Raw genomic sequence first — 13,403 nt, 5'->3', positions numbered from 1 at the left:
GTGTCCGCCTCGAGGGTCTCGGGCGGCTGCAAAGCGTGAGTCAGACCTTTGCGGGTCATGGGCATGGACGATGGAAAAACCGTCCCACGGGAAGAGATGGAGATAAGTCACGGCGTACATTGCGCCTCCTTCTTGTTATGCACCTGCACGACAGGTATGGCGCGCATCTCACCCTTCCAGCGCCGCTGAAACAAGCGCGCCAGAGACTTGTGCGGAGATCAATCGGCTGGGTGGCGGCAGGTTTTCCTTACAACTCTCCCGCAGAGGCGAATCCAAGGGACTCAACGCGCAATTTCGTCAACATTCCTTTACACGCCGTAACGAAACTTTTCCTGAGCTTGCTCCCTTTGGGTCGCGAAGCGGCCCCAAAACCATCCACCCGGTAGCGTCAGGCACACCACGTCGTGGGGTTTTGCGCCTGCTGCACCCGGGCGCGGATCGGCCGGCGGGAGCAAGCTCCCTCGCCACAGGTCCACCTACCTAATGAAACCCATTTCGCCAGGCAAAAAAAACGCCATCCCGAGGGATGGCGTTTTTCATGTACCGCTTACCGATTACTCAGGCTTGCGACGACCAAAGCCCGGACGCTGGCCGGAACTGGCTGGCGCACCGCGGCGCTTGCCCGATGGCGCGTCCTTGTCGACCAGAACGATGCCCGGGCGCTTCTTCGGCGCTGGCTTGGCCGGGCGCTTGGTGTCGGACGGACGATCGGCCACTGGCGTACCGCGCCCCGACTCACCACGACCCGCAGGGGCACCACGATCACTGCGACCACCGCTTGGCGCACCGCGGCCTTCGCCACGTTCAGTGCGACCGTTGGCCGGACGCGGCGTGCGTGGACCGCGCTCGCCATCAGCGCGTGGCGCTGCTGGTTTGCGCGCTGGACGCTCGCCTTCGATATGCGGTTCACGGGTATCGCGCGGTGTAGCAGCGGACTGGTTACCGATGGCAGGACGCAACGAACGCACGCGCTCGGTCTTGCCCATTGGACGCGACGATTTACGCTGCATCCGGTCAAGCTTGTCTTTGCTCTTGGCGTTCATCTGCGGCATGGCCACCGGGGTCAGGCCGACTTCAGCGCTCAGAATGTCGACTTCGTACTGGCTCATTTCGCGCCAGCGGCCCATCGGCAGGTCGGAGTTGAGGAACACCGGACCGAAACGCACGCGCTTCAGACGGCTGACCACCAGGCCCTGGGATTCCCACAGACGACGAACCTCACGGTTACGACCTTCCATCACCACGCAGTGGTACCAGTGGTTGAAACCTTCGCCACCTGGCGCCTGCTTGATGTCGGTGAACTTGGCCGGGCCGTCTTCGAGGACAACGCCGGCTTTCAGGCGTTCGATCATCTCGTCATCGACTTCGCCACGTACACGTACCGCGTATTCACGGTCCATTTCGTAGGAAGGGTGCATCAGGCGGTTGGCCAGCTCACCGTCGGTGGTGAACATAAGCAGACCGGTGGTGTTGATGTCCAGACGACCGATGTTGATCCAGCGACCTTCTTTCGGGCGCGGCATTTTGTCGAACACGGTCGGACGGCCTTCCGGATCAAGGCGTGTGCAGATTTCACCGTCGGGCTTGTTGTACATGATCACGCGGCGTACCGACTCGGCGGCTTCTTCGCGCTTGATCACCTTGCCATCGATGGTGATGGCGTCATGCATGTCGACACGCTGACCGAGCGTGGCGTCTTTGCCATTGACCTTGATGCGGCCGTGGCTGATCCAGGCTTCTACGTCACGGCGCGAGCCGACGCCGATACGGGCGAGGACTTTCTGCAGTTTTTCGCCTGCTGGGCCGATTTCCTGGTCGTCTTTCTGGTCGTTGATACTCATCTGGGCACCTCCCGGTGTGTTCTGTTCAGGCTGCTCTGAAGTGAGGGTCCTGAAGAGTTGAAAGCTTGTACTCGGGCGAAGGGATCGCCGAAGGGTCGCGAATCATACGCTCATGGGAGCATTCGCGCATCAGAGACTAGCTGATGAATGGCTATTTACCGGGATTTCCGCCGACCGGTGGCGCCGAGTTTGATCAGGCGCAGCGAAGCTTCAGCGAGAACAGTGCGCTTGTCAGCCTTGTCGAGCTTCTTCCAGGCCTTGATCTCGCGCTTGCTGCGGCCGCAGCCGAGGCAGATGTCGTCGGTGAACTTCTTTGGTTGAGCTCATCAAATACTCCAGCCAACGCAACATCCTGTAGGAGCAGAGCTTGCTCGCGAAGAGGGGGTAACAGTCAACATCATGGGTGCCTGGACCACCGCTTTCGCGAGCAAGCTCTGCTCCTACTGGGTTAATCGGTGCCCGCAGGGTTGGGGGTCAGTCTTCAAATTCGCGGCGTTCGGCCTCGATCGCTTCGGCCAGGGCACGAGCCTCGGCCTCTTCGTCGCTCAACTCGGGCTCGGGCTTGTGCTGTTCCAGGGCAGCGACAGCGGCCAGGAGTTTCTCGCGCGCCTCTGCCACACCAAGCACGTCATCCTCAAGCTCTTCTTCGACTGTGGCTTCTGGCTCAACCGGAAGTTCAGCTTCGATCTCAGGCTCCGGCAACTCCAAACCCTCTTCGGGCTCGGTCACCGCGCTATCACGCAGAATGTCATCGAAGTCGGTCTTGAGCCCCTCCTCCATCGTGTCCAATTCCAGCAACAGCGTATGGAAACTGGTTTCTTCCTTCGGCTCCTCCGGCTCGGCGCTGGCATCCGCCAGTTCTTGCAACCCGGCCGGCACCGGCGCGTCGTCGAAATCGAGCACCGGATCGGGCTCCAGCTCGCGCAGCTCGGCGAGCGGCGGCAAATCGTCGAGGTTTTTCAGGTTGAAGTGATCGAGAAAGGCCTTGGTGGTGGCGAACATCGCGGGCTTACCGGGTACGTCGCGGTAACCGACGATGCGAATCCACTCCCGCTCCAGCAACGTCTTGACGATGTGACTGTTGACCGCCACGCCGCGCACGTCTTCGATCTCGCCTCGGGTGATCGGTTGGCGATAGGCGATCAGCGCCATGGTTTCGAGCATGGCACGGGAATAACGCTGCGGGCGTTCTTCCCACAAACGTCCTACCCACGGCGAGAACTTTTCGCGTATCTGCAGGCGATAACCGGAGGCGACTTCCTTCAGCTCGAAGGCACGACCGTCGCAGGACTTGGCGAGAATCGACAGGGCTTTTTTGAAGACTGGCGGCTCGGGGCGCTCGCTCTCTTCGAAGAGTTCGAACAGGCGCTCAAGCGATTGCGGTTTTCCCGAGGCCAACAGAAAGGCTTCAAGCAGTGGCGCCAGCTCGCGGGGTTCAGTCAGGTTCATGATTCAACTCGTTATTCGGCTCGGGCTCGCACGTGGATCGCCGCGAACGGCTCATTCTGCACCAGCTCGACCAAAGATTCCTTGACCAGTTCGAGGATCGCCATAAAGGTCACCACGACACCCAGGCGCCCTTCTTCGGCTGTGAACAGCTCGACAAACGGCACGAAACCGCCGCCCTTGAGCCGTTCCAGTACATCGCTCATGCGCTCGCGTGTGGACAGTGCCTCGCGGCTGACCTGGTGACTTTCGAACATGTCGCCACGGCGCAAAACCTCGGCCATGGACATCAGCAACTCTTCCAGGCTCACGTCCGGCAGCAGCTTGCGCGCCCGGGCTTCCGGGGCGTCCAGCTTGGGCACCACCACGTCACGGCCGACGCGGCTCAGGCCATCGATGCCTTCGGCGGCCGCCTTGAAGCGTTCGTATTCCTGCAAGCGGCGGATCAGTTCGGCGCGCGGGTCGTCTTCTTCGTCTTCGATGGTTTCGGCACGGGGCAACAGCATCCGCGACTTGATCTCGGCCAGCATCGCGGCCATTACCAGATACTCGGCGGCCAGTTCCAGGCGCACCGACTGCATCAACTCCACATAACCCATGTACTGGCGGGTGATTTCCGCCACCGGGATGTCGAGGATGTTGATGTTCTGTTTACGGATCAGGTACAGCAGCAGGTCGAGCGGGCCTTCGAAGGCTTCGAGAAACACCTCGAGCGCATCCGGCGGAATGTACAGGTCCAGCGGCATCTCCAGAACCGCCTGGCCATAGACCATGGCGAAGGGCAGCTCTTGCTGGGCACCGGCCTGACTGTCGACAACGGGTTCTACTGCAGACATCTACGCCTCGGCCATGAACGGCGTCGGGTCACCGCAACCGATGCGGATCACTTCCGGCTCGCCGTCGGCGAGGTTGATCACGGTGGACGCCTTGATGCCACCGAAACCGCCATCGATGATCAGGTCGACCTGATGCTCGAGCAACTGGCGCATTTCGTACGGATCGGTCAGCGGATCGGTGTCGCCGGGCATGATCAGCGTCACGCTCATCAGCGGCTCGCCGAGTTCTTCGAGCAACGCCAGGGCAATCGGGTGGCTGGGCACGCGCAGGCCGATGGTGCGTTTTTTCGGGTGCAACAACAGCCGCGGGACTTCGCGGGTGGCGTTGAGAATGAAGGTGTAGGGCCCCGGCAAGTGTGCCTTGAGCAGGCGGAAGGTGCCGGTGTCGATCTTGGCAAACAGCCCCAGTTGCGACAGGTCGCTGCAAATCAGTGCGAAGTTGTGCTTCTCATCCAGTTGACGCAACCGGCGCACGCGTTCCACGGCATTCTTGTCACCGATCTGGCAACCAATGGCGTAGGACGAGTCTGTGGGATAAATCACCACCCCGCCGTTACGGATGATCTCGACAGCCTGTTTGATCAGGCGCGCTTGCGGGTTTTCCGGATGAATCTGGAAAAATTGACTCACATTCTCTACCTGTTCAGACGGCGGCAATAATTGGGTCATGTTTGAATCGACACCACAGTGGTGGCAGATCCTCCGGGAGCGGGCGGTATTCACCGATCTCGGACCAGCCTCCAGGGCCATGAAAATCACTGCCGGCACTGACCAGCAGACCGAACTCGCGAGCAAGAATCGCCAGGCTGCCCACCTGCTCGGCGGGCTGATGGCCATTAACCACTTCGATCGCATGGCCGCCTGCTTGAATATAGTCGGCAATCAGGCGGCGACGCTTGCTGCGAGTGAAATCGTAGTGCCAGGGATGCGCCAGGCTCACCCAGGCTTTGGCCGCACGCAGGGTTTCGACGGTTTCTTCCAGGGTCGGCCAGTGTTGCTTGACGTCCCCCAGCTTGCCGGCGCCCAGCCATTTGCGGAACGCTTCGGCGCGATCCTTGACGAAGCCTTCGCGCACCATCCAGTCGGCGAAGTGCGGGCGGGCCGGCGCGTTACCGCTGTCGCCCAGTTCCTGCTGAATGGCCCGCGCACCTTCCAGCGCGCCCGGCATGCCCTTCAACGCCAACTTGCGGCTTATTTCTTCGGACCGTAACCAGCGGCCATCGTGCAATCTGGCGATGGCTTCGACCAACGGCGTTGCATTCACATCAAATCCGTAGCCCAACACGTGGATGGTCGCGCCACCCCAGGTGCAGGACAATTCGACACCATTGACCAGTTGCATCCCCAGCGCAGTCGCGGCGCTGCGGGCCTCGTCGAGGCCTTCGAGGGTGTCGTGATCGGTCAAGGCCAGGACTCGCACGCCTTTCTCGAACGCACGCGCCACCAGGACAGCAGGCGCGAGAGCGCCATCGGAGGCAGTGCTATGGCAGTGCAAATCAACATTCACGGGGATGTGTAACCTCAAATCAGCTGGCGCTATCGCGCGCCCATATGTTTGTTATTATGCCGCCACATCCTGCTTCTGGCTGCCACTGTGAAACAATTCATCGATTTCATCCCGCTTCTGCTGTTTTTCATTGTTTTCAAGATCGACCCACGGGTCGTTGACATTGGCGGTCATCAACTGACTGTCGGGGGCATCTACAGCGCCACCGCGATGCTGATCATCAGCTCCCTGGTCGTCTACGGCACGCTCTTCATCAAGCAGCGCAAGCTGGAAAAGAGCCAGTGGCTGACCCTCATCGCCTGCCTGGTCTTCGGCAGCCTGACCCTGGCGTTCCACAGCGAGACCTTCCTGAAATGGAAAGCCCCGGTGGTCAACTGGCTGTTTGCGCTGGCGTTCATCGGCAGCCACTTCATCGGTGACCAGCTGCTGATCAAGCGCATCATGGGCCACGCGCTGACCCTGCCGGACCAGGTCTGGACTCGCCTGAACATCGCCTGGATCGCGTTCTTCCTGTTTTGCGGTGCCGCCAACCTGTTCGTCGCGTTCACGTTCCAGCAATACTGGGTCGACTTCAAAGTCTTCGGCAGCCTGGGCATGACGTTGCTGTTCCTGGTCGCCCAGGGCATTTACCTGTCCCGCCACCTGCACGACGCCGATACCACCACGCCAAAAACCGAGGACTGACATGCTTTACGCAATCATTGCCACAGACGTCGCCAACTCCCTGGAAGCCCGCCTGTCTGCACGGCCGGCACACCTTGAGCGCCTGCAAGTGCTCAAGGGCGAAGGTCGTATCGTATTGGCCGGGCCACACCCGGCGGTCGACAGCAATGATCCGGGCGCTGCGGGTTTCACCGGCAGCCTGATCGTCGCTGAATTCGATTCGCTGAGCGCCGCCCAGGCCTGGGCCGACGCCGATCCGTACATCGCCGCAGGCGTCTACGCCAACGTTTCGGTCAAGCCGTTCAAGCAAGTCCTGCCTTAAACGCTCCCACGCGATGAACCTTCTCGGTTCATCGCGCTCTCAATCGCTCATTATTCTCGTTTGCCTGCCGACAACCTGCCCAATAATCGATTGGATTCAGGAGCTCCGATGCGCAAAGGTCCGTTGTGTCTGATGTTGTTCACGTTGTCGATCGTGGCGCCCGCCCACGGTGAAGAAAGCGCAACTCCGCTGTCCTTGAGCGCCGGCAGCCAGATCACCGAGTTGCAGCAGCGCTTGAAGGCAAGCGAACAGCAACGGGAAGAATTGAGCAAACAACTGCAAAGTGCCGATGGCGAACGCGAAAGCGCCCAACTGAGCCGGTTGCGTCAGGAGAACCAGCGTCTGAAGCTGCAACTCAAGGAAGCCCAGGCCAGCAGTCCCCTGCCGCGTTTTCTCACAGACCAGCAGCAATGGTTCGTGATCGGCGCGGGAGTAGCGCTATTGGCCCTGCTCTGCGGTATCTTCGCCAGTGGTGCAAGTCGAAAACGTCGACAATGGCTAAATTGAGTGAGTCATGAGCGAGCTGTTATTAATTGATGATGATCAGGAGCTGTGTGAGCTGCTGGTCAGTTGGCTGAGCCAGGAAGGCTTCCAGGTCCGTGCCTGCCACGACGGCCAGAGCGCTCGTCGCGCGCTGGCCGAAACCTCACCAGCCGCCGTGGTGCTGGACGTGATGCTGCCGGACGGCAGCGGTCTCGAACTGCTCAAGCAATTGCGCAGCGATCACCCGGACTTGCCGGTGCTGATGCTCTCGGCCCGTGGCGAGCCGCTCGACCGCATCCTCGGCCTGGAACTGGGCGCCGACGATTACCTGGCCAAACCGTGCGACCCACGGGAGCTGACCGCCCGCCTGCGCGCCGTCTTGCGCCGCAGTCATCCGGCGGCGGTGTCCAGCCAGCTTGAACTGGGCGACCTGTGTTTCAGCCCGGTGCGCGGCGTGGTCAGCATCGATGAACAGGAATTCACCCTCACCGTCTCTGAAAGTCGCCTGCTCGAAGCGCTGCTCAAACAACCCGGCGAACCTTTGGATAAACAGGAGCTGGCGCAAATCGCCCTCGGTCGCAAACTGACCCTGTACGACCGCAGCCTGGACATGCACGTCAGCAACCTGCGCAAAAAGATCGGCCCCCATCCCGACGGTCGCCCGCGCATCGTCGCCCTGCGCAGCCGTGGTTACTACTACAGCCTGTAGGAAACCGAGATAGAACTGGCCAAGTGCAATCTGTGTTGAGGGAGCTTGCTCCCGCCAGGCTGCGAAGCGGCCCCAAAAGAAGGCCTGCTGCGCAGTCCAGCGGGAGCAAGCTCCCTCGCCACAGGTCACTGCCAGCAAGGTTTGTAAGGACGCCACGAAATCGTCTTTACCCAAGCTTTACGCTCCGCTGACCGCCGCTGACCTTGATCTCCGTAATCTGAACTCATCCGGAACGTACCGGGAACGAGACAAGGAGATTCACCATGCGCAAGACTCTTATCGCTCTGATGTTCGCTGCCGCCCTGCCAACCGTTGCCATGGCCATGCCTGAAGGTGCCGGCCCGATGGGTGGGCCAATGGACGGCTCGCGCCACGGCGGTCAGATGCACGGCATGCACGGCAAGGGCCCGTACAGCCAACTGGACCTTAGCCGCGAACAGCGCGAGCAGATCCGCAAGATCATGGGCGAGCAGATGCACGAGCGTAAGCAAGTGGTCGACAAGTACCTGGAAAAACTCTCGCCAGCCGACCAGAAAGCCATGAAAGATGAGATGGCCGCCAACCACAAGAAAGCCGAGGCCGATGTACGCGCCCTGCTGAAACCGGATCAACAGAAGCAATTCGACGAGATCCAGAAAAAACAGGCCGAGCGCCGTGCCGAATGGGCCGAGTTCAAGGCCTGGAAAGCGCAACAACCGCAAAAAGCGCAATAATGCGCTGACCCGGACCCAACGGTTAAACCTCGTTGGGTCTGGAAACTGTAGGAGCGAGCTTGCTCGCGAAAAACGTCAACGATAACGCGCACATCAGACAGCACGCGTCGTCCATGCGTTTTTCGCGAGCAAGCTCGCTCCTACATTAGGATATGTGTTTGTTTGAGGATTTTCTGTGCGTTCATTGTTCTGGCGTATCCTGGCCAGCTTCTGGCTGGCTATCGCTCTGGTTGCAGGGCTGTCCATTCTGCTCGGGCACATGCTCAACCAGGATGCATGGATTCTCAGCCGCCACCCAGGCCTCAACACCCTGGCCGAACAGTGGACACAAACCTACGAAGCACAAGGCGAAGAAGCCGCCCAGGACATTCTGGAACAGCGCAAACGCCAATATCACATCGACGTTCAGGTGCTCAACGAGAGCGGTGACCCGGTCGTCCGCGGCACTTTCCCTCGCCGCGCAGCGGCCTTCGAAGCGCGACAGAACAACGATGACCGGCGCCTGCCGTGGCGTCGTCTGACCGATGAATACACCAGCGCCAAAACCGGCGATACCTACCTGCTGATCTACCGTATTCCGCACCCCGAACTGGACGCGTGGCACCGCGAAAGCCTGCTTTGGCCATTGAGTGCGTTGGGTATCGCGCTGGTGGTGCTGACCTTGTTCAGCCTGTTTGTGACCCTGTCCATCACCCGCCCGCTAAACCGCTTGCGCGGCGCGGTGCATGACTTGGGGCAAACCACCTATCAGCAGAACAGTCTGGTGAAACTGGCCAACCGTCGCGACGAGTTCGGCGTGCTGGCCAACGATTTCAACCGCATGGGCGCACGCCTGCAAAGCCTGATCGGCAGTCAGCGGCAACTGCTGCGCGATGTGTCCCACGAATTGCGTTCGCCCCTCGCCCGACTGCGCATTGCGCTGGCACTGGCGGAACGGGCCAACCCCGAGGAGCGGGAAAAACTCTCGCCGCGCCTGACCCGCGAGTGCGACAGGCTCGAAGCGCTGATCAGCGAGATCCTGGTGCTGGCGCGGGTCGATGCCGACAACGCCAGTGCTGAGGACGTCGATCTGAATGCGCTGCTCAACACGCTGCAAAAGGATGCGCAATTGGGTTCGCCTGAGCAGACCGTTCGCCTCGACGCCGAACCGCAATTGAACCTCAAAGGCTGGCCGACGATGATCGAGCGCGCCGTGGACAACCTGCTGCGTAACGCTCAGCGCTTTAACCCGGTGGGGCGATCGATTGAGATGCAAGCGGTGCGGCAGGGTGAGCGGATTGTGGTGAGTGTGCGCGACCATGGGCCCGGCGTGGATGCCGAGCATTTGAGCCAGTTGGGGGAGCCGTTTTATCGGGCTCCGGGGCAGACGGCGGCGGGGCATGGTTTGGGATTGGCCATTGCGCGGCGTGCGGCGGAGCGGCATGGCGGGAGTCTGGTGCTGGCCAATCATCCGGATGGCGGATTCATCGCCAGCCTTGAATTGCCGTTGGTGCCGGGGGCCGTCGTCCAACCGTAATCCCCTGTGGGAGCGAGCCTGCTCGTGAAGACGATTTAACATTCAACAGAGATGTTGAATGTGCCGACGCTTTCGCGGGCAAGCCTTGCTCTTAAGGGTTATGTGTCGTGCCACGGTATCGTGAACACTTCATAACCTGTAGGAGCAAGGCTTGCCCGCGAAGCTTTTGATCTTCAGGCTTCCAAAGGCAGCCAGGCGCTGACGAACTCGGTGAGGTCAACTTTTTCCGCAACACGCGGATCTTTCTGCGGCGTACCCAGGTAAAGAAACGCAATCACCTCTTCCCCTTCCGCCAAACCCAACCCTTTGGCCACATGCGCCGAATAGGCCAGATCACCGGTGCGCCACACCGCGCCAATTCCTTGCGCATACGCCGCCAGCAAAATCCCGTGCGCCGCGCAGCCCGCCGCCAGCAGTTGCTCGGACTTCGGATATTTGACGTGATCCTGCAACCGCGCGATCACCACGACCACCAGCGGTGCACGCAGCGGACCATTGCGCGCCTTGTCCAGCGCGGCTTCGGACACGTCGCCGTCCTGCAGTTTCGCAGCTTCGGCCAGCAACTCGCCCATCTGCTCACGTGCTGCGCCTTCGACGGTCAGGAAGCGCCAAGGCTGCAAATGGCCGTGGTCCGGCGCACGCATCGCGGCGGAAAACAGCACTTCGCGCTGCTCGGCGGTGGGGGCCGGGTCGACCAGTCGTGGAACGGAAACACGGTTGAGCAAAGCGTCGAGAGCCTGCATCGGCCACCTCCTGAAAAAAATGTCTGGCTATTCTAGCTGCAAGTGCCACGGGGATGCCGGTTTACATGCCCTGCCCCACGGGTAGAATGGCGCCCTTCCTACTTTCAGCCCGAGCGGACTTCATGGCGTTGCCGACCTTACGTCTCATTGGTTTCATCATCGGCCTCTTCCTGATCACGCTGGCGATTGCCATGGTCGTGCCCATGGCCACTCTGGTGATTTTCGATCACACCGGCGACCTGCCATCGTTCCTCTGGGCCAGCATGATCACCTTTGTCGCCGGCCTCGCGCTGGTCATTCCCGGTCGTCCCGAGCACGTACACCTGCGTCCGCGAGACATGTACCTGCTGACCGTCAGCAGCTGGCTGGTGGTGTGCATCTTCGCCGCGCTGCCGTTCCTGTTGACCCAGCACATCAGCTACACCGACTCGTTCTTCGAAAGCATGTCCGGCATCACCGCCACCGGTTCGACGGTGCTCACTGGCCTGGACGCCATGTCCCCCGGCATCCTGATGTGGCGCTCGTTGCTGCACTGGATCGGCGGCATCGGCTTCATCGGCATGGCGGTCGCGATTCTGCCATTGCTGCGTATTGGTGGCATGCGGCTGTTTCAGACCGAGTCGTCGGACCGTTCCGAAAAAGTCATGCCCCGTTCGCACATGGTGGCGCGGTTGATCGTAGCGGCCTACGTCGGCATCACCATTTTCGGCAGCCTGGCGTTCTGGTGGGCCGGGATGAGCCCGTTCGACGCGATCAATCATGCGATGTCGGCGATTTCCACCGGCGGTTTCTCCACGTCCGACCAGTCCCTGGCCAAGTGGACGCAACCGGCGGTGCACTGGGTGGCGATCGTCATCATGATTCTCGGCAGTCTGCCCTTCACGCTGTACGTCGCAACCTTGCGCGGTAACCGTGGTGCCCTGATCAAGGATCAGCAGGTTCAAGGTTTGCTCGGCATGTTGCTGGTGACGTGGCTGGTGCTCACCACCTGGTACTGGTGGACCACCCAGCTGCATTGGCTGGACGCGTTGCGGCATGTGGCGCTGAACGTGACGTCGGTGGTGACGACCACCGGTTTCGCACTCGGGGACTACAGCCTCTGGGGCAATTTCTCGCTGATGCTGTTCTTTTATCTGGGGTTTGTCGGCGGTTGCTCGGGATCGACTGCGGGCGGGATCAAGATCTTCCGCTTCCAGGTTGCCTACATCCTGCTCAAGGCCAACCTTAACCAGCTGATTCACCCACGCGCGGTGATCAAGCAGAAGTACAACGGCCACCGACTCGACGAAGAGATCGTGCGTTCGATCCTGACGTTCTCGTTCTTCTTTGCCATCACCATCTGCGTGATCGCCTTGCTGCTGTCGCTGCTCGGCGTCGACTGGATGACCGCCCTGACCGGCGCGGCCAGTACCGTGTCCGGCGTCGGGCCGGGACTCGGCGAGACCATCGGCCCGGCGGGCAACTTCGCCACCCTGCCGGATGCCGCCAAATGGATTCTCTCGTTCGGCATGCTACTGGGCCGACTGGAGATCATTACGGTGTTTGTTCTGTGTATTCCGGCGTTCTGGCGTCACTGACCCGATTCGGCGCTTCCATCAGCCGCACCCGGTATTCGCCGGGGGTGGCGTCGAACCAGCGGCGGAAGGCGCGGAAGAAATTGCTCGGATCAGCGAACCCCAACAGGTAGGCAATTTCCAGCAGGGTCATGGTGGGCTGCGCGAGGTATTGCTCGGCCAGTTCGCGCCGGGTGTCATCGAGCAATGTCTGAAAACTCGTGCCCTCTTCCTGCAAGCGCCGCTGCAACGTCCGTTGCGAAAGGTGCAGCGTTTGCGCCACGGTATCGCGCTTGGGCTCGCCCTGGGGCAGCAAGCGGCACAACACCTGACGTGCCTTGTGCGTCACGCGGCTCTCGGAAAACCGAGCCAGGTATTCGCCGGCAAAGCGGTCATGCAGCAGCGCCATGGCCTCGTTGGCGGTCGGCAACGGTGCTTCCATGTCGGCGCGCTCGAAGATCAGCGCGTCATAGGGCGCGTTGAACACCAGCGGCGCATGGAAGGCTTGTTTATACGGTTCAAGATCGGCGGGCTGTTCGCCCTGCACCAGCACCTTGCGCGGTTGCAGGGTGCGTCCGGTCAGCCAGCCGCATAGCGCGAGCGCGCAGGCCAGCGAGGCTTCGGCACTTTGTCGGGTCGGTGGCAGATGGTCGCCGTGGACCGTCAGAATCAGCGCATACCCCTCATCCAGCAGGCGGAAGCTCAGGTCGGCACTTTCGGCAATGATCCGCTGGTAACGCACCAGCCGTTGAAAGCCTTCGGCCAGGGTCTGGCTGGACATCAAGGCATAACCGGCCACATGGAAGGACGCCGGTCGCACTACCTTGCCCATGTTCAGGCCGATCGCCGGGTTGCCCGACAACTCGACGGCACGCTGCCAAAGACGCGTCATGGAGTCTTGCGGGAAGCGTGCATCCGGATCGTCCAGTGACGCGTAGTCGAGCCCCAACTGTTTGAACAGAACCCGGCAATCCAGGCCGTCCATCTCCAGTGCTTTGACAATCCCCATCGCCCAGCTTGCAGAAGTCGTTCGTTCGCTCATGGCGTTTACTTACATGGTGAGCCGCATGC

At 61.0% G+C, this 13,403-nt stretch carries 14 protein-coding genes and 1 pseudogene; 7 read left to right on the top strand and 8 right to left on the bottom strand.

All coding sequences use genetic code 11. The features are described 5' to 3' along the window. Nucleotides 1–554 precede the first annotated feature (554 nt). From rluB to KJF94_RS04430, 6 genes and pseudogenes are all read right to left on the bottom strand, one after another. Nucleotides 555–1,841, bottom strand: a complete 1,287-nt coding sequence (gene rluB, locus KJF94_RS04455) for a 23S rRNA pseudouridine(2605) synthase RluB (protein ID WP_214381465.1) — start codon at nt 1,839–1,841, stop codon at nt 555–557. A gap of 155 nt (nt 1,842–1,996) precedes the next feature. After that, nucleotides 1,997–2,152, bottom strand: a pseudogene (locus KJF94_RS04450) (DUF1289 domain-containing protein); the annotation flags it as partial. A gap of 163 nt (nt 2,153–2,315) precedes the next feature. After that, nucleotides 2,316–3,290, bottom strand: coding sequence for an SMC-Scp complex subunit ScpB (gene scpB / locus KJF94_RS04445; protein ID WP_214381462.1), 975 nt, complete (start codon nt 3,288–3,290; stop codon nt 2,316–2,318). An 11-nt stretch (nt 3,291–3,301) separates the two neighbouring features. Continuing rightward, nucleotides 3,302–4,123, bottom strand: coding sequence for a segregation and condensation protein A (locus KJF94_RS04440; RefSeq protein ID WP_084320527.1), 822 nt, complete (start codon nt 4,121–4,123; stop codon nt 3,302–3,304). After that, the gene (locus KJF94_RS04435; RefSeq protein WP_214381460.1) at nt 4,124–4,753 is read right to left on the bottom strand and encodes an L-threonylcarbamoyladenylate synthase; all 630 of its coding nucleotides are present in this window, start codon (nt 4,751–4,753) and stop codon (nt 4,124–4,126) included. Between the two features lie 13 nt (nt 4,754–4,766). Continuing rightward, entirely contained in the window at nt 4,767–5,630 is an 864-nt protein-coding gene (locus KJF94_RS04430) for a PHP domain-containing protein (RefSeq protein ID WP_214381458.1), read from the bottom strand. Nucleotides 5,631–5,717: 87 nt separating this feature from the next. On the opposite strand from KJF94_RS04430, the gene KJF94_RS04425 reads away from it, so the two are divergent. The 6 genes from KJF94_RS04425 (at nt 5,718) to KJF94_RS04400 (ending at nt 10,036) form a co-directional block, all read left to right on the top strand. Further along, a complete protein-coding gene (locus KJF94_RS04425; RefSeq protein ID WP_214381456.1) occupies nt 5,718–6,314 on the top strand; it encodes a septation protein A in 597 nt (198 codons plus the stop codon). Between the two features lies 1 nt (nt 6,315). Then, nucleotides 6,316–6,615 (top strand): YciI family protein, encoded by a 300-nt coding sequence (locus tag KJF94_RS04420; protein WP_214381454.1) that lies wholly within the window; start codon nt 6,316–6,318, stop codon nt 6,613–6,615. A gap of 108 nt (nt 6,616–6,723) precedes the next feature. Further along, the gene (locus tag KJF94_RS04415) at nt 6,724–7,122 is read left to right on the top strand and encodes an SH3 domain-containing protein (protein WP_214381453.1); all 399 of its coding nucleotides are present in this window, start codon (nt 6,724–6,726) and stop codon (nt 7,120–7,122) included. Between the two features lie 7 nt (nt 7,123–7,129). Continuing rightward, nucleotides 7,130–7,807, top strand: coding sequence for a response regulator transcription factor (locus tag KJF94_RS04410; protein WP_150637657.1), 678 nt, complete (start codon nt 7,130–7,132; stop codon nt 7,805–7,807). Nucleotides 7,808–8,070: 263 nt separating this feature from the next. Continuing rightward, the gene (locus KJF94_RS04405; protein WP_017337134.1) at nt 8,071–8,520 is read left to right on the top strand and encodes an LTXXQ domain-containing protein; all 450 of its coding nucleotides are present in this window, start codon (nt 8,071–8,073) and stop codon (nt 8,518–8,520) included. A 175-nt stretch (nt 8,521–8,695) separates the two neighbouring features. Continuing rightward, complete coding sequence (locus KJF94_RS04400) at nt 8,696–10,036, top strand: sensor histidine kinase (RefSeq protein WP_214381452.1); 1,341 nt, start codon at nt 8,696–8,698, stop codon at nt 10,034–10,036. Between the two features lie 173 nt (nt 10,037–10,209). Here KJF94_RS04400 and KJF94_RS04395 read toward each other — a convergent pair whose 3' ends face one another. Then, entirely contained in the window at nt 10,210–10,779 is a 570-nt protein-coding gene (locus tag KJF94_RS04395; RefSeq protein ID WP_214381451.1) for an NAD(P)H nitroreductase, read from the bottom strand. A 122-nt stretch (nt 10,780–10,901) separates the two neighbouring features. Here KJF94_RS04395 and KJF94_RS04390 point away from each other — a divergent pair, with 122 nt between their 5' ends. Then, nucleotides 10,902–12,356: a TrkH family potassium uptake protein gene (locus KJF94_RS04390; protein WP_214381450.1), complete on the top strand. Its 1,455-nt coding sequence runs from the start codon at nt 10,902–10,904 to the stop codon at nt 12,354–12,356. On the opposite strand, the gene KJF94_RS04385 is transcribed toward KJF94_RS04390, so the two are convergent. Next, complete coding sequence (locus KJF94_RS04385) at nt 12,313–13,374, bottom strand: AraC family transcriptional regulator (RefSeq protein ID WP_214381449.1); 1,062 nt, start codon at nt 13,372–13,374, stop codon at nt 12,313–12,315. The two genes, KJF94_RS04390 and KJF94_RS04385, sit on opposite strands and share 44 nt — an antisense overlap. Between the last annotated feature and the right edge of the window lie 29 nt (nt 13,375–13,403).

Source organism: Pseudomonas hormoni (genome assembly GCF_018502625.1).
Taxonomy (GTDB): Bacteria; Pseudomonadota; Gammaproteobacteria; order Pseudomonadales; family Pseudomonadaceae; genus Aquipseudomonas; species Aquipseudomonas hormoni.
Note: the sequence above shows the minus strand (reverse complement) of the source record. Positions and strands in the feature narration are given on the sequence as shown.

Coding starts and splice junctions, on each gene's coding strand:
- rluB (WP_214381465.1), bottom strand. CDS start 1,841: ATGAGTATCAACGACCAGAAAGACGACCAGGAAATCGGCCCAGCAGGC.
- scpB (WP_214381462.1), bottom strand. CDS start 3,290: ATGAACCTGACTGAACCCCGCGAGCTGGCGCCACTGCTTGAAGCCTTT.
- KJF94_RS04440 (WP_084320527.1), bottom strand. CDS start 4,123: ATGTCTGCAGTAGAACCCGTTGTCGACAGTCAGGCCGGTGCCCAGCAA.
- KJF94_RS04420 (WP_214381454.1), top strand. CDS start 6,316: ATGCTTTACGCAATCATTGCCACAGACGTCGCCAACTCCCTGGAAGCC.
- KJF94_RS04415 (WP_214381453.1), top strand. CDS start 6,724: ATGCGCAAAGGTCCGTTGTGTCTGATGTTGTTCACGTTGTCGATCGTG.
- KJF94_RS04410 (WP_150637657.1), top strand. CDS start 7,130: ATGAGCGAGCTGTTATTAATTGATGATGATCAGGAGCTGTGTGAGCTG.
- KJF94_RS04405 (WP_017337134.1), top strand. CDS start 8,071: ATGCGCAAGACTCTTATCGCTCTGATGTTCGCTGCCGCCCTGCCAACC.
- KJF94_RS04395 (WP_214381451.1), bottom strand. CDS start 10,779: ATGCAGGCTCTCGACGCTTTGCTCAACCGTGTTTCCGTTCCACGACTG.
- KJF94_RS04390 (WP_214381450.1), top strand. CDS start 10,902: ATGGCGTTGCCGACCTTACGTCTCATTGGTTTCATCATCGGCCTCTTC.
- KJF94_RS04385 (WP_214381449.1), bottom strand. CDS start 13,374: ATGAGCGAACGAACGACTTCTGCAAGCTGGGCGATGGGGATTGTCAAA.